Below are 14,889 nucleotides of genomic sequence, written 5' to 3'. Positions count from 1 at the left end.
GCTGACTAGGCTGCGGGCCATGACACGCTCGGCCTGGGGGCACGGGCTGGCCACCGTGGCCGGCGACACCGTCCTGGACGTCTGGTACCCGACGCCGGCCCTCGGCCCGCGGCCGGCGGAGACCGCCCTGCCGGACTCGTTCGCCGCAGCCGCCGGCGAGGACGCGGCCCGCGGCGTGCGCACCGTCGCGATGACGGTCGAGATCGACCTCGACACCGCGCCGGCCGACACGCCGGACGCGTACCTCCGGCTGCACCTGCTCTCCCACCGGCTGGTCGCGCCGCGCGGTCTGAACGTCGACGGGATCTTCGGCGTGCTGCCGATCGTGGTGTGGACCGACGCGGGGCCCTGTGCGGTGGAGGGCTTCGAGGAGACGAGGCTGCGCCTGCGCGTCGCGACGGGGCACGCGCCGACCGTGCTCGGCGTCGACAAGTTCCCGCGGATGGTCGACTACGTGGTGCCCGAGGGCGTGCGGATCGCCGACGCCGACCGGGTGCGGCTCGGCGCCCACCTCGCTCCGGGGACCACCGTGATGCACGAGGGCTTCGTCAACTTCAACGCCGGGACCCTGGGCACGTCGATGGTCGAAGGCCGGATCTCGGCGGGCGTCGTCGTCGGCGACGGCAGCGATGTCGGCGGCGGCGCGTCGATCATGGGCACGCTCTCCGGCGGCGGGCGGCAGGTCATCTCGATCGGGCGCCGCTGCCTGCTCGGCGCCAACTCCGGCCTGGGCATCCCACTCGGGGACGACTGCGTGGTCGAGGCCGGCCTGTACCTGACCGCCGGCACCAAGGTCACGCTGGACGGCGAGGTGGTCGCGGCCCGCGAGCTCGCCGGCCGGGACGGCCTGCTGTTCCGCAGGAACTCGCTCACCGGAGCGGTCGAGGCGCTGGTGCGCCGCGGCGCCGGGGTCGCGCTGAACCCCGACCTGCACGCCTGAGGTGGCGGCTCGGAGACGGCCGGACGGACGGGGCCGGCGACGGCGTGGTGCCTGGGCCGGCGCTCTGCTGGTCGCCGTGGTCCTCGTGGGCGCGACGGTCGGCGTGGTCGGCTGGCTGCGCAGCCAGGACACCCCGGTCACGATCCCGCAGTGCGCGGCCGAGCTGGACGGCACGCACTGGTTCCTCGACCCGGAGCAGGCGGACAACGCGGCCCTGCTGTCGGCGACCGCGCTGCGCCGCGGCCTGCCCGCGCGGGCGGCGACCATCGCGATCGCCACGGCCCTGCAGGAGTCCGGCCTGCGCAACCTCGATCACGGCGACCGCGACTCGCTCGGCCTGTTCCAGCAGCGTCCGTCGCAGGGTTGGGGTGACGCGTCGCAGGTCAGCGACCCGGTGTACGCGACGAACGCGTTCTACGACGCACTCGTCGCGGTGCCCGACTACCAGGAGATGTCGATCACCGAGGCCGCACAGGCCGTGCAGCGCTCGGCGTACCCGGAGGCGTACGGCCGCCACGAGGCGCGCGCACGGGCCTGGGCGTCCGGGCTGAGCGGCTACTCCACCGCCGTCGTCACGTGCACGCTGACCGAGCCGGGCACAGCCGACGCGGACGCCGTCCTGGCCCGGGTCGACCGCGACCTGGGGATCTCGGCCGCGGCGGCGGAGGGCGCCGTGACCCTCGACGTGACGTCCCTGCCCGGGGCCGGGTCCGAGCCGGACCGGCTGGCCTGGGCCGTCGCCCAGTGGGCCGTCTCCGTCGCCGGGACCCTCGACGTCACCGAGGTGCGTGTGGCCGACCACGCCTGGCTGCGCGAGGACGACGCGTGGGGCCCCTCCGACACGTCGGTTCCGGACGGGCAGGTGGTCGCGGGGGGGGGGGGGGGGGGGGGGGGGCGGGCCGCCGCGGGGGCCGCGGGGGGGGGGGGGGGGGGGGGGGGGGGGGGGCCCCCCCCCCGCGGCCCCCCCCCCCCCCCGCCCCCCCCCGCGCCCGTGGCACGCTTGCGCGGTGAAGTACTCGGAGTTCTGGGACGCGGTGGTCGACCTGTTCGGCGACCGGATGGGCCGCGTGCTCGTCGACGAGCAGGTCCTGTCCGGCCTCGACGACCGGACCGCGGCCCAGGCGCTCGAGGCGGGGGAGGAGCCACGCGCGGTGCTGTGGGCCCTGTGCGACGCGATGGACGTGCCCGAGGCGCGGCGCTGGGGGCCCGACCTGCCGCGTTGAGCCTCCCTCCCGGCGGTGCCGCCGGCGCGGTCGGTCCGCGGGATCCGGTGCGACACACCGTGGGCGTGTCGCATCCCTCGAACACCTGTTCGCCTATGCTGTCCCCAGGTCGAGGGACGAACCGTCCGTCCACACACCGCCGGGTCGCCCCCGGCGATGTCGGAGGTGGGTCGTAGCGTTCCCGACGAGACAGAGACCGCACCACGGGTGGACCGCCACCCCCGCGACGACGAGGTGACCCGATGCCAGCTCCCGAGGACCGCAACAAGGCCCTGGAGGCCGCGCTCGCGCAGATCGACCGACAGTTCGGCAAGGGCTCGATCATGCGGCTGGGCGACGAGGGCCGCGCCCCGGTCGAGGTGATCCCGACCGGGTCGATCGCCCTCGACGTCGCGCTCGGCATCGGCGGTCTTCCGCGGGGCCGGATCATCGAGATCTACGGCCCGGAGTCCTCGGGCAAGACGACCGTCGCGCTGCACGCGGTGGCCAACGCCCAGCGAGCCGGTGGTATCGCGGCCTTCATCGACGCCGAGCACGCGCTCGACCCGGAGTACGCCAAGAAGCTCGGCGTGGACACCGACGCGCTGCTGGTGTCCCAGCCGGACACCGGTGAGCAGGCGCTGGAGATCATGGACATGCTGATCCGCTCCGGCGCGATCGACATCGTGGTGATCGACTCGGTGGCCGCCCTGGTGCCCAAGGCCGAGATCGAGGGCGAGATGGGCGACTCGCACGTGGGTCTGCAGGCCCGGCTGATGTCCCAGGCGCTGCGCAAGGTGGCCGGTGCGCTGAACCAGTCCGGCACCACGGCGATCTTCATCAACCAGCTGCGCGAGAAGATCGGCGTCTTCTTCGGTTCTCCCGAGACCACCACCGGTGGCAAGGCCCTGAAGTTCTACGCGTCCGTGCGGATGGACATCCGTCGGATCGAGACCCTCAAGGAGGGCTCGGAGCCGGTCGGCAACCGGACCAGGGTGAAGGTCGTCAAGAACAAGATGGCTCCGCCGTTCAAGCAGGCCGAGTTCGACATCCTCTACGGCCACGGCATCTCGCGTGAGGGCAGCCTGATCGATCTCGGCGTCGAGCAGGGATTCGTTCGCAAGTCGGGTGCTTGGTACACCTACGAGGGCGATCAGCTCGGCCAGGGCAAGGAGAACGCCCGCGGCTTCCTGCGGGACAACCCGGACCTCTCCGACGAGCTGGAGAAGAAGATCAAGGAGAAGCTGGGCATCGGTGCCCGGGTCGACGCGCCGGCCGACCCGGCGACGGAGGTCGACTTCTGAGGTGACCTCCCGCACGCCACGTGGCGGACGACGGTCGGCCCCCGAGCCCCCCACCACGGGGGCCGCCTCCGTCGACGCCGAGCCGGATCAGGAGCAGGTGGCGCGTGCCATCGCCCTGCGCCTGCTCACCGGTGCGCCGCGGACGCGTCGGCAGCTGGCCGACGCGCTGGCGCGCAAGGACGTGCCGGACGACGTGGCCGAGCGGGTGCTCGACCGGTTCGTCGACGTCGGCCTCATCGACGACGCTGCGTACGCGGAGTCTCTCGTCCGAAGCAAGCACCAGTCCCGCGGGCTGGCGCGCCCCGCCCTGGCCATGGAGCTCAGGCGCAAGGGTGTCTCGGACGAGGATGCGCGCGAGGCGCTCGCCTCGATCGACGAGGCCGACGAGGAAGTAGCCGCGCGCGCCCTGATCCAGCGGCGCTGGCGCGACGACGGCGACCCCGTGGTGCAGGGTCGCCGCATCCTCGCGATGCTCGGCCGGAAGGGCTACTCCTCCGGCCTGGCGGCGCGTCTCGTTCGCGAGATGGTGGACGATAGGGCCCAGTCGTGGGACCCATCGGGTCCCGAGCAGGACTGAGACCCGCGGAGGAACCTGCGATGGGGTGGGGCGAGGCAGGCACGGTTCTCGTGCTCCTGGTCGCGAGCCTGGTGGCTCTCGTGCTCGTGATGCTGGCGCGTCGCGAGGCAGCGGAGGCACGGGCCAAGGCCGAAGCCGACGTGGCGCAGATCCGTGCCGAGGCCGCCGAGGCGCTCGTCGAGGTCCAGCGCCGTGAGGCACGGGCAGCCGACCGGGAGGCCGAGACACGCGCCGAGCGCCAGGAGGCCAAGACGATGCGGGCCGAGGCCGCCGGCCTGCTCGCCGTCGCGGCCGAGCAGGAGCGCGCGGCGCGGGTCTCCGCCGAGAACGCGAACACCAAGGCGGCCGAGCTGCTCGCGTCGTTGTCCGGTCTGACCGCGGCGCAGGCCAGGGAGCGTCAGCTCGAGCTCGCCGCCCAGAGCGCCGCGCACGAGGCGGCGGCGCTCGAACGCCGGGCCGAGGCCTCGGCGCGCGCCTCTGCGGAGCGGAACGCCCGGCGGATCCTGGCGGCGACCGCCCAGCGCCTCGCGCAGGCCACCAGCGCGCAGACCACCGTGACGGTGGTGCCGCTGCCCGCCGAGGAGATGAAGGGCCGGATCATCGGCAAGGAAGGCCGCAACATCCGGGCGTTCGAGGCCCTCACCGGCGTGAACGTCATCATCGACGACACCCCCGACTCGGTCACCCTCTCGTGCTTCGACCCGGAGCGACGCGAGGTTGCCGCCGTCGCGCTCGGTGCGCTCATCGCGGACGGCCGGATCCACCCGCAGCGGATCGAGATCGCGCATGCGGAGGCACTCGAGGGCGCGGCGGAACGGACCCGCGCGGCGGGTCACGATGCCGCGGAGCGCGCCGGTGTGCGCGGTCTGCACCCGGAGGTCGTCGAGACGCTCGGCAAGCTTCGGCTGCGCACCAGCTACGGCCAGAACGTGCTCGAGCACCTGGTCGAGTGCGCGCAGGCGGCCGGCGTGCTCGCGGCCGAGCTGGGTGCGGACGCAGACCTGGCTCGCCGGGCCGCGTTCCTGCACGACGTGGGCAAGGCGCTCACCGCCGAGCTCGGCGGCACGCACGCCTCGGTCGGTGCCGCGCTCCTCGAGCGGTGCGGTGAGTCCGACCTCGTCGTGAATGCCGTCGCCGCCCACCACGACGAGGTCCCGAAGCAGTCGGTCGAGGCAGTGCTGGTCCAGGTCGCGGACGCGCTGTCGGCGTCGCGTCCGGGCGCGCGGCGCGAGGAGCTCGACCAGTACGTGGAGCGGATGGAGAACCTCGAGTCGCTCGTCGTCCAGCACGCGGGTGTGCGCAAGGCGCTGGCGATGTCCGCGGGCCGCGAGGTCCGCGTCGTCGTGGAACCGTCCGCCGTCGGCGACGCCGAGCTGCCCGAGCTCGCCCGCGCCATCGCGAGTCACATCGAGAAGGACCTGTCCTTCCCCGGCGAGATCGTCGTCACCGTGGTGCGCGAGCTGCGCGCCAGCGCTACCGCAGGCTGACGGCCCCCGCTCAGTCGGTACGTTCGGGGCCTCGGTCCGTCGGGGCGGGCGCCGCGACAGCCGCAGGCACCGGCCCGGGCACCGGCGCCGGAGCCCCGCCCGCCGCGCGTCTACGCAACCGGTGCGCGACGGTCTCGGCCACCCTCGAGAGCGTGTAGTTCAGGACGATGAAGATCGCCCCGACCACGATCAGGGCGGGGATCAGGTTCTGATACGTGGTGCCGATCTGCCGTCCCTGCCGCAACAGCTCGAAGTAGCTGATGATGTAGCCGAGCGCGCTGTCCTTGAGGATCACGACCAGCTGGCTGATCAGCGACGGCAGCATCGCGACGAGAGCCTGCGGCAGCAGGATCGTGCGCAACGTCGTCGACTCGGTGAGCCCGACCGCAAGCCCCGCCTCCCGCTGGCCCCGGGGCAGACCGTGCACGCCGGAGCGGACCAGCTCGGCCACCACGGAGCCGTTGTAGAGGGTCAGGCCGAGAACCACGGCGACGAGGGGGAGCTGGTCGCCGGGCACGATGTGCAGCGGTCCGAGGAACTCCCAGAAGAACACCATCATCAGCAGCACGGGAACCGAACGGAAGAACTCGACCACCGTCGTGCTGATCGCGCGACCCCAGCGGTGCTGGCTCAGCCGGCCGATGCCGAACACCAGGCCGAAGGCCAGCGAGGTGACGATCGAGATCGCGGCCGCGACCAGCGTCCCGCGCAGGCCGGGAAGGATGTTGTAGAGCCACACGTCCGAGGTCGTGAACGGCTGCCACTTCTGGGCCGTGAGCTGACCCTGCTGAGCGAGCGCGGTCACGACGAGCCAGGCCACCCCCGCCAGGACGAGGACCGCCACCACGTTGCCGATCGCGACGAGGCGCTTCGTGCGCGGGCCCGGCGCGTCGAACAGCACCTCCTGCTCGTTCACCGGACCACCGCCAGACGCCGCGACAGCCAGGTGAACAGCACGCCGGTCGGCAGCACGATCACCACGAACCCGAGGGCGAACAGCAGGAAGATCGCGATGATCACGTCCGGCCGGAACTCGATCATCACCTTCATCAGCGCAGCCGCCTCGGCCACCCCGATCGCCGAGGCCACCGTCGTGTTCTTGGTCAGGGCGATCAGCGTGTTGCCGAGCGGTGCGATCGCCCCACGGAACGCCTGGGGGAGCACCACGATCCGCATGCTCTGCAGGAAGCCGAGGCCGATCGACCTCGCCGCCTCCACCTGCCCCTTCGGGACGGTGTTGATGCCGCTGCGCAGCGCCTCGGCGGCGAATGCTGCGTGGTACACGGACAGCCCGAGCACGGCGAGGCGGAAGTTCTGGTCCGCCAGGAACGTCGGCGACTCACGATCGGCGAGCTGGAGCCCCATCGAGTAGAAGAGGCCGAGGCTGCAGAACACGATGATGAGCGTGAGCGGTGTGTTGCGGACGATGTTGACGTAGAGCGCCCCGGCGCCGCGCAGGCTGTCGATCGGGGACACCCGCATGATCGCGACGACCGTGCCGATGAGCAGCGACCCGACCGCGGACGCCAGCGTCAGCGCGATCGTCATGCGGAACGCCGCGAGCACGTCGTACTGGCTGAACAAGGACGTGAAGTCGTCGATGTACTGCCCGATGTCCACAACCACCTCCCACCGCTGCGGGGCCCGCCGACACTGGTGCGGGCCCCGCAGGCGGACTCAGCTCAGGCGCACTCGCGCAGGGTCGGCGGGTTCAGGTCCGCGTTCGGCGTGTAGTCCGCGTCCCCGACGTTCTTGTCCAGCAGCTCCTGCCAGGTGCCGTCGTCGAACATCTCGGTCAGCGCGTCCTGGATCGGCTGGCACAGCTCGGAGCCGGTCGGGATGCCGACCCCGTAGTTCTCCTCCGAGAACGGGTTGCCGACCACCTTCAGCGAGCCCGCGAACGCCGGCTGGGCGGCGAACCCGGCGAGGATGATGTCGTCGGTCGTCACGGCGTCGATCGAGCCCGCCGCGAGCGCCTCGACGCACTCGGAGTAGCCGTCGAACTCCTGCAGCTGGACGTCCTCGGCGTAGTTGTCCTTGATCCGCGTCGCGGACGTCGAACCGGTCACCGAGCACAGCAGCTTGCCGCCCAGGGTGTCCGGTCCGGTGATGTCGGTGTTGTCGACCGCGACCAGCAGGTCCTGGCCTGCGACGAAGTACGGCCCGGCGAAGTCGACCTTCTGGTCACGCTCGTCGGTGATCGAGTACGTCGCGAAGATCATGTCGACCTGGCCGTTCTCCAGCAGCGTCTCGCGCTGCGAGGACGGCGACTCCATCCAGGTGATCTGGTCCTCGCTGTACCCGAGCTTGTCCGCGACGTAGCGGGCCACGTCGACGTCGAAGCCGCTGTAGGTGTTGCCCTCCTTGAGGCCGAGACCCGGCTGGTCGAACTTGATCCCGATCGTGATGCCGTCTCCCGACCCGGCGTCGGACGAGCTGTCGTCGGTGCTGCCGCTGCTGCAGGCACTGAGCAGCAGGGTCGCGGCAGCGAGTGTCGCGACCGTGAGTCGTGTGCGCATGGTGCGGTTCCCTTCGGTTCGGCCCCGGCCCGGACGGTTCGGGGTCAGTGGGTGAGGATCTTGGAGAGGAAGTCCTTCGCCCGTTCGCTGCGCGGTGCGGTGAAGAAGGTCTCGGGCTCGGCCTCCTCGACGATCCGACCGTCGGCCATGAAGATCACCCGGTTCGCGGCCTTGCGCGCGAAGCCCATCTCGTGGGTGACGACGACCATCGTCATGCCGTCCTTGGCGAGCGCGACCATCACGTCGAGCACCTCGTTGATCATCTCGGGGTCGAGCGCGGAGGTCGGCTCGTCGAACAGGATGACCTTGGGTCGCATCGCGAGCGCCCGGGCGATGGCGACCCGCTGCTGCTGGCCGCCCGAGAGCTGCGCCGGCATCTTGTGCGCCTGGTCCGCGACGCCGACCCGTTCGAGCAGGTGTGTGGCCAGCTCGGTCGCCTCGGCCTTGCGCATGCCCTTGGCCTTGACCGGGCCGAGCGTGACGTTCTCCAGCACGGTCTTGTGCGCGAAGAGGTTGAACGACTGGAACACCATCCCGACGTCGGCGCGCAGTCGCGCCAGGGCCCTGCCCTCGTCCGGCAGCGGCACGCCGTCGATCGTGATGGAGCCACTGTCGATGGTCTCGAGCCGGTTGATCGTGCGGCACAGCGTCGACTTGCCCGACCCGGACGGGCCGATCACCACCACGACCTCGCCGCGGTGCACCGTCAGGTCGATGTCCTGCAGCACGTGCAACGACCCGAAGTGCTTGTTGACTCCGGTGAGCACCACGAGCGGTTCCATGCCCGCCGTCGGACCGTCGACGTCTGCCATCCGTTGACCGTACGGGTGTGCGACCCGTTGGGCCAGCACGCTCGGTTAAGTCTGTGCAACATCAACAATCGTCATGCGCGGACCAAGGGCCGGCCATGCGCCGGCAGCGGCAGTCCACGGTTCTGGGCCCGGCGTGCGGCGGCTTACCCTGGTCCGCGATGAACGAGACCCTGTCCGCGCCAGCCGCTGAGCCCCGTACCTACCTGGTGCGCACGCTCGGCTGCCAGATGAACGTGCACGACTCCGAGCACATGGCCGGGCTGCTCGAGGAGGCCGGTCTGGTGCCGGCCGGCCCCGAGGAGTCCGCGGCGTGGGCGGCGGACGTCGTCGTGCTCAACACGTGTGCGGTTCGGGAGAACGCCTCGACCCGGCTCTACGGCAACCTGGGGCAGCTGGCCGCGCTCAAGGCGGCGCGCCCCGGGATGCAGATCGCCGTCGGCGGGTGCCTCGCGCAGAAGGACCGCGGCGAGATCGTCCAGCGGGCGCCGTGGGTCGACGTCGTGTTCGGCACCCACAACATCGACGTGCTGCCACGGCTGCTGGACCGTGCGAGGCACAACGCGGCCGCGCAGGTCGAGATCGCCGAGTCGCTCCAGGTCTTCCCGTCGACGCTGCCCACCCGGCGGGAGTCGGTCTACGCGGGGTGGGTGTCGATCAGCGTCGGCTGCAACAACACCTGCACGTTCTGCATCGTGCCGTCGCTTCGTGGCAAGGAGCGCGACCGTCGGCCGGGGGAGATCCTGGCCGAGGTCGAGGCGTTGGTCGCGTCCGGGGCGATCGAGGTCACCCTGCTCGGGCAGAACGTGAACACCTACGGCGTCGAGTTCGGCGACCGCGGAGCGTTCGCCGACCTGCTGCGCGCCGTGGGCGCCGTGCCCGGGATCGAGCGCGTCCGGTTCACCTCACCGCACCCCGCGGCCTTCACCGACGACGTCATCGCGGCGATGGCGCAGACGCCCACGGTCATGCCGTCGCTGCACATGCCGTTGCAGTCCGGCTCGGACCGGATGCTGCGGGCCATGCGCCGCTCGTACCGGTCGGAGAAGTACCTCGGCATCCTCGACCGGGTTCGTGCGGCGATCCCGCACGCCGCGATCACGACCGACGTGATCGTGGGCTTCCCGGGCGAGACCGAGGAGGACTTCGCGGAGACCCTCCGGGTGGTCGAGGCCGCCCGGTTCTCGTCGGCGTTCACGTTCCAGTACTCTCCGCGGCCGGGCACGCCGGCAGCGGTCCTGCCGGACCAGGTGCCCAAGGCGGTCGTGCAGGAACGCTACGACCGCCTCGTGGCCCTCCAGGAGCGGGTCTCGGAGGAGGAGAACGTGGCCCTCGTCGGGCGCACCGTCGAGGTGCTGGTCGCCGAGGGGGAGGGTCGCAAGGACGACGCGACGCGTCGGATCAGCGGTCGGGCCGCGGACAACCGGCTCGTGCACCTGTCCCTGCCGCCCGGCCTCACCGGCGCGGTACCCGGGCAGGACGGCGTGCCGCGTCCCGGCGACCTCGTCACGGTCCGGGTCACCCACGGTGCGCCGCACCACCTGGTCGCGGACTCGGCTCTCGACGGTGGCACGTTCCAGGTGCGTCGTACCCGGTCCGGGGACGCGTGGCAGGCGCGCCGCGATGGCGGGCACGATCACGGCGAACCCGCGGCGGACGGACCGATCCTGCTCGGCATGCCCCAGCCGCGGTAGGGCCGGACAGCGGGACGTGCCGGGCCCGACGTCGATCGGGCCCGGTGGCCTGCCGGCGCGACGACCCGCCGGGTCAGGACGGCTGAGCCCGGGCCATCGCCTCGAACAGCTGGATGCAGGTGGCCAGGCCGCAGTCCAGCAGCCGGGCGAGCTGGTCGTCCGTGACGCCGTGCTCGAGGTCCGCGGAGACCTCGCCGTACAGCGCGATGCCGTCCTCCTCCTCGCGGAGGTACGCCTTCGGCCAGATCCGGTCGCGGTTCCAGTCGTTCACGGCGAGGAGTGCGGCGGGTCGGCGCTCGGCGGGCAGCTCGACCGAGGCGCGGCCGCGCACCTGGAGCACCTCGTCCTGGTCGCCGAGCACGATGAACCAGAACCGGTGCGTGTTCCAGACCCCGGCGACGTCGCCGTCGTCGTCGAAGGAGATGTCGTACCCCTCGCTGCGCAGGTACGCGGCGATCCGATCGCGGGTGAGCGGTGTGGGCTGGTCGGGAGTGGCCCCCGCGGGTGGGCGTGGTCCGGTGCCGTTCACGGTGCCAGCCCCGCCGGGTCGGGGTACTTCTCGTCGAGCAGGTCGAAGAACGCGCCGGCGGAGCGCAACCCGATGGTCAGCAGCTGGCCCAGCTGGGCGTCGGTCACACCCGCACCGAGGTCGGTCGCCACCTCGCAGATCGCGTGCACCGAGCCGTCGTCGCGGACCCGCAGGTACGCCTTGGGCCACACCCGGTCGGTGTTCCACTCGTTGCAGATGTCGAGCACCTCGGTGAGCCGCTCGATCGCGAACGAGCGGTTCCACTGGCCCCGGACCTGGAGGATCTCCTCGTGCTCGCCGAGGGTGAAGAAGTAGAAGAGCCGACCACGCCACAGCCCGCCGGTGTCGCCGTCGAGGTCGACGAACCACGCGTAGTGCTGCGTGCGGAGCCACTCGCGGATCCGGTCGGCGCTCAGCGGCGCGGTGCGTGACGGGTCCGCGGGCGCCACCGGACGCGCGACATCGCGCCGCCGAGTCCAGGAGAACCAACCCATCACGCCCAGCCTAGCGAGCCGGGCCGGACGGTCCGCGAACCGAAGTCCGGCTACCGTCGTGCCGTGCTCGTCGCCGCCGTCCTGATCCCGCCGACCGCACTCCTGGTCCCGGGGGCGGCGGGGCGAGCCGACGTCCTGGTCGAGGAGCGACGCGTCGCCCGGGAAGCCGTCGCCGGTCTGGTCGCGGCCGGGCCGGAGGCGGTGGTCGTCGTGGTGCCCGGTGCGACGCGGCTCGCGGGGACGGATCTGCGACCGTCGTTGAGTGCGGCGGGCGTGGGCGACCGGTGGTCGGTGGGATCGGAGAACCAGGGACCGGTGGTCACCGACGTCCCTGCCTCGGTGGCCCTCTGGCTCCTCGCGCAGGCCGGCTGGGGCGGGCCGGTGGAGGTGATCGGCGTCGCGGGCGCCGACCCCGAGGTGCTCGCCGCGCCGCTGCGGGGTCCCGGTCGGGTCGCCGCCGTGGTGGTCGGCGGTGGCAGCGTGCGGCACGGCGCGGACGCACCGCTCGCAGGCGACCCCGAGGCGACCGACGTGGACGGCGCCCTCGTCGACTGGCTGCACGGACTCACCGGGGGTCCGCACCCGCCGGTGCCCGACGGTGCGCTCGTCGCTCACCACCACCTCGACGCCGTGGCACCCGCGCGGGTGCTCGCGGCCGCGCTGCCCGGTAGCGGACTCGGGTTCGCCGGTGTGACGGCCACCGCACCCTTCGGCGCGACTTACCTGGTCGCCTCGTGGCGCGCGACGGCCTCGGCGGGTGGGGTGGACGAACCATGAGGATCGCCGTGGTGGGCCCGACCGCGACCGGCAAGTCGGACCTCGCGGTGGGGCTCGCGCTCGCGCTCGGCGGGGAGATCGTCAACGCCGACGCGATGCAGCTCTACCGAGGCATGGACATCGGCACCGCCAAGCTGACCGCGGCCGAGCGGCGGGGTGTGCCGCACCACCAGCTCGACGTGATCGAGGTCGACGAGGACGCGTCGGTCGCGGCGTACCAGCTGCACGCCCGATCCGACCTGGGGGCGATCGAGGCGCGGGGCGCGCGCGCGATCGCTGCAGGCGGGTCCGGGCTGTACCTGCGTGCGCTGCTCGACCGCATGGAGCTCGCGCCGACCGACCCGGCGGTGCGTGCGCGGTTCGAGGCCGAGGCCGCCGAGCGCGGTCCGGGCGCGATGCACGACGAGCTCGCGCGGCGCGACCCGGTGGCCGCGGCGGCGATCGCCCGGACCAACACCCGCCGGATCGTGCGCGCCCTCGAGGTGCTCGAGCTCACCGGCTCCGGCCCGCGCACGGCCCTCCCGGCGCCCGAGTACGAGGTGCCTGCGGTGCAGATCGGTCTGGACTGCGCCCGTCCGGTGCTCGACGTCCGGATCGAGGCACGCGTGCAGCGGATGTGGTCGCTCGGGCTCGTCGACGAGGTCGCTGCGCTCGCGAGCAGGATGGGCCGGACCGCGGCGCGTGCGGTCGGCTACGCCCAGGTGCTCGCGCTGCTGCGCGGCGAGACCGACGAGGCAAGCGCGCGCGAGGCGACCGTGATCGCCACGCGCCGCCTCGCACGGCGCCAGATGGGGTGGTTCGGGCGCGACCCTCGCGTCCACTGGCTCTCCGCCGACGACCCGGACCTGCTGGCCCGCGCCCTCGACCTGGTCGAGGCTGCCGACGCCGGACGGCTGCCCGAACCCGACGGCGCACGCCGTACCCTCGGGTCATGACCGGCACGGGCCTGCTCGCGGTGACCAAGGGTCACGGCACGGAGAACGACTTCGTGCTGCTCGACGACCGGACCGGCGAGCTCGAGCTCGGACCCGAGCTGGTCCGGGCGCTGGCCGATCGCCGCGCGGGCGTCGGTGGCGACGGCGTGATCCGGCTGATCGCGTCGGACCGCCTTCCCGAGGGAGCCGCGGCGCTCGCGGAGGACCCGCAGGCGCGCTGGTTCATGGACTACCGCAACGCCGACGGCTCGGTGGCCGAGATGTGCGGCAACGGGGTGCGCGTGGTCGCTGCCTTCGCCGAGCGGATCGGTCTGTGGGACGGGCGGGGTGAGCTGGCCCTCGGCACACGTGCCGGGGTCCGCCGAGTGCGACGGGTGCCCGACCCGGACGGCGGGCCGGTCGCCTGGTACAGCGTGGAGATGGGGGCCTGGCACCTGCCGGGCGGTGCCGCCGCGGCGGCCGAGGGGGCCGACGCCGAGGTCGAGGTCCGGGGCCTTCCGGTTGCCCGCGCCGGGCTCAGCGTCGACGTCGGGAACCCGCACACCGTGCTCGCGCTGGCCGGTCTGGAGGAGCTCGCCGCCGCCGACCTGACGGCCGCGCCCCAGGTCGACCCGGTGCCGCCGACCGGCACGAACGTCGAGCTCGTGGTGCCGCTCGGCGAGCGGCGGACGGCCGACGGGGCCGTCGGCGCGGTGCGCATGCGGGTGCACGAGCGCGGCGTGGGGGAGACGCGCTCGTGCGGCACCGGGGCGTGTGCGGCCGCGCTCGCGGTGCGGGCGTGGGCGGGAGCCGGCGCCCCCGACGTCTGGCGGGTCGAGGTGCCGGGCGGTGTGGTCCGCGTGACCGTGCACGGCGGACGGGTCGAGCTCGCGGGGCCGGCCGTGCTCGTCGCCGAGGCCGAGGTCGACCTGGCCGCGCTCGCGTCGCGCTGACCCGTAGCCGCAGACCTCACCCGCCGACCGGCAACGCGCGCTGCCGACCCGCGGCCTCACCTGCCGGCCCGCGACGGGACCTATCGACCCTCGACGCGAAGCACCCGGAACCCCTTGGCGCTCGCGGCCTTGACGGTCGCGAAACCCTCGGTGCGCAGCCAGTCCGCCAGCGAGTCCGACCCGAGGCTGCGCTGCACGACCAGCCACGCCTCGCCGCCGGTCTCCAGCCTGCCCAGCCACTGACGGAGCATCGCGTGCAGCTCGGCCTTGCCGACCCGGATCGGCGGGTTGGACCAGATCGCCGCGAACCGCACGTCCTCGGGCACCTCGTCCGGTTCGGCGACCCGGACGTTGTCCAGGGCGAGGTCGGTGGCGGTGCGTCGCACCAGGTCCAGGGCGCGCCGGTTCACGTCCACGGCCCAGACCGTCGCGTCGGGCGAGGCCATGGCGAGGCTCAGCGCGATCGGCCCCCAGCCGCAGCCGAGGTCGAGCAGGTGGCCGCCGGCGGGCGGTTGCGGCACCGACCGGAGCAGCACGCGGGTGCCGAGGTCCAGGCGCCCCGCGGAGAACACCCCGGGCGCCGTGTGCACCACCACGTCGCGTCCGGCGAGCGGCACGGTCATGGTGCCGCGCTCGTCGGCCGAGGCCGGCTCCGCGGTGAAGTAGTGGTCGACCACGCGCGCACCCTAC

The 14,889-nt window shown here is 72.9% G+C and carries 16 protein-coding genes and 1 pseudogene; 10 read left to right on the top strand and 7 right to left on the bottom strand.

Annotated elements, in window-relative coordinates; genetic code table 11:
* The first annotated feature begins 19 nt into the window (after positions 1–19).
* The 6 genes and pseudogenes from dapD to rny all read left to right on the top strand — a co-directional run bounded on the left by dapD (position 20) and on the right by rny (position 5,510).
* Positions 20–940, top strand: a complete 921-nt coding sequence (gene dapD / locus OEB99_RS04040; RefSeq protein WP_263508494.1) for a 2,3,4,5-tetrahydropyridine-2,6-dicarboxylate N-succinyltransferase — start codon at positions 20–22, stop codon at positions 938–940.
* Between the two features lies 1 nt (position 941).
* Positions 942–1,808, top strand: a pseudogene (locus tag OEB99_RS19810) (hypothetical protein); the annotation flags it as partial.
* A gap of 139 nt (positions 1,809–1,947) precedes the next feature.
* On the top strand, positions 1,948–2,163 hold the full coding sequence (locus tag OEB99_RS04035) for a DUF3046 domain-containing protein (RefSeq protein WP_263508492.1): 216 nt from the start codon (positions 1,948–1,950) through the stop codon (positions 2,161–2,163).
* 242 nt (positions 2,164–2,405) lie between these two features.
* Positions 2,406–3,446 (top strand): recombinase RecA, encoded by a 1,041-nt coding sequence (gene recA / locus OEB99_RS04030; protein WP_263508491.1) that lies wholly within the window; start codon positions 2,406–2,408, stop codon positions 3,444–3,446.
* A 97-nt stretch (positions 3,447–3,543) separates the two neighbouring features.
* Positions 3,544–4,023 carry a regulatory protein RecX gene (locus tag OEB99_RS04025; RefSeq protein WP_263508490.1) on the top strand — a complete coding sequence of 160 codons (480 nt, stop codon included), beginning with the start codon at positions 3,544–3,546 and terminating at the stop codon, positions 4,021–4,023.
* Between the two features lie 20 nt (positions 4,024–4,043).
* Entirely contained in the window at positions 4,044–5,510 is a 1,467-nt protein-coding gene (gene rny / locus OEB99_RS04020) for a ribonuclease Y (RefSeq protein ID WP_263508489.1), read from the top strand.
* A 10-nt stretch (positions 5,511–5,520) separates the two neighbouring features.
* On the opposite strand, the gene OEB99_RS04015 is transcribed toward rny, so the two are convergent.
* The 4 genes from OEB99_RS04015 to OEB99_RS04000 all read right to left on the bottom strand — a co-directional run bounded on the left by OEB99_RS04015 (position 5,521) and on the right by OEB99_RS04000 (position 8,841).
* Positions 5,521–6,426, bottom strand: a complete 906-nt coding sequence (locus OEB99_RS04015; RefSeq protein ID WP_263508488.1) for an amino acid ABC transporter permease — start codon at positions 6,424–6,426, stop codon at positions 5,521–5,523.
* Positions 6,423–7,130: an amino acid ABC transporter permease gene (locus OEB99_RS04010; protein ID WP_263508877.1), complete on the bottom strand. Its 708-nt coding sequence runs from the start codon at positions 7,128–7,130 to the stop codon at positions 6,423–6,425. The genes OEB99_RS04015 and OEB99_RS04010 overlap by 4 nt, the downstream gene beginning before the upstream one ends.
* 62 nt (positions 7,131–7,192) lie before the next feature.
* Entirely contained in the window at positions 7,193–8,029 is an 837-nt protein-coding gene (locus OEB99_RS04005) for a glutamate ABC transporter substrate-binding protein (protein WP_263508487.1), read from the bottom strand.
* A 44-nt stretch (positions 8,030–8,073) separates the two neighbouring features.
* The gene (locus tag OEB99_RS04000) at positions 8,074–8,841 is read right to left on the bottom strand and encodes an amino acid ABC transporter ATP-binding protein (protein ID WP_318011384.1); all 768 of its coding nucleotides are present in this window, start codon (positions 8,839–8,841) and stop codon (positions 8,074–8,076) included.
* A gap of 158 nt (positions 8,842–8,999) precedes the next feature.
* On the opposite strand from OEB99_RS04000, the gene miaB reads away from it, so the two are divergent.
* Positions 9,000–10,532, top strand: a complete 1,533-nt coding sequence (miaB, locus tag OEB99_RS03995) for a tRNA (N6-isopentenyl adenosine(37)-C2)-methylthiotransferase MiaB (protein ID WP_263508486.1) — start codon at positions 9,000–9,002, stop codon at positions 10,530–10,532.
* Between the two features lie 73 nt (positions 10,533–10,605).
* On the opposite strand, the gene OEB99_RS03990 is transcribed toward miaB, so the two are convergent.
* Both OEB99_RS03990 and OEB99_RS03985 read right to left on the bottom strand, forming a co-directional pair.
* Entirely contained in the window at positions 10,606–11,061 is a 456-nt protein-coding gene (locus tag OEB99_RS03990; RefSeq protein ID WP_263508485.1) for a type III secretion system chaperone family protein, read from the bottom strand.
* Positions 11,058–11,555 carry a type III secretion system chaperone family protein gene (locus tag OEB99_RS03985; RefSeq protein WP_263508483.1) on the bottom strand — a complete coding sequence of 166 codons (498 nt, stop codon included), beginning with the start codon at positions 11,553–11,555 and terminating at the stop codon, positions 11,058–11,060. Before OEB99_RS03985 ends, OEB99_RS03990 begins: the two co-directional genes overlap by 4 nt.
* Before the next feature lie 63 nt (positions 11,556–11,618).
* On the opposite strand from OEB99_RS03985, the gene OEB99_RS03980 reads away from it, so the two are divergent.
* Genes OEB99_RS03980 through dapF form a run of 3 tightly spaced genes read left to right on the top strand, consistent with a single transcriptional unit; the run spans position 11,619 to position 14,199 of the window.
* Positions 11,619–12,332: a class III extradiol ring-cleavage dioxygenase family protein gene (locus tag OEB99_RS03980; protein WP_263508482.1), complete on the top strand. Its 714-nt coding sequence runs from the start codon at positions 11,619–11,621 to the stop codon at positions 12,330–12,332.
* The gene (miaA, locus tag OEB99_RS03975; RefSeq protein ID WP_263508480.1) at positions 12,329–13,267 is read left to right on the top strand and encodes a tRNA (adenosine(37)-N6)-dimethylallyltransferase MiaA; all 939 of its coding nucleotides are present in this window, start codon (positions 12,329–12,331) and stop codon (positions 13,265–13,267) included. The genes OEB99_RS03980 and miaA overlap by 4 nt, the downstream gene beginning before the upstream one ends.
* Complete coding sequence (dapF, locus tag OEB99_RS03970) at positions 13,264–14,199, top strand: diaminopimelate epimerase (protein ID WP_263508479.1); 936 nt, start codon at positions 13,264–13,266, stop codon at positions 14,197–14,199. The genes miaA and dapF overlap by 4 nt, the downstream gene beginning before the upstream one ends.
* A gap of 80 nt (positions 14,200–14,279) precedes the next feature.
* Here dapF and OEB99_RS03965 read toward each other — a convergent pair whose 3' ends face one another.
* Complete coding sequence (locus OEB99_RS03965) at positions 14,280–14,822, bottom strand: class I SAM-dependent methyltransferase (protein ID WP_263508873.1); 543 nt, start codon at positions 14,820–14,822, stop codon at positions 14,280–14,282.
* Positions 14,823–14,889: the final 67 nt, after the last annotated feature.

The organism is Actinotalea endophytica (genome assembly GCF_025717005.1).
In the GTDB taxonomy this organism is placed as follows: Bacteria; Actinomycetota; Actinomycetes; order Actinomycetales; family Cellulomonadaceae; genus Actinotalea.
This window is presented reverse-complemented; position numbering and strand designations above follow the sequence as displayed.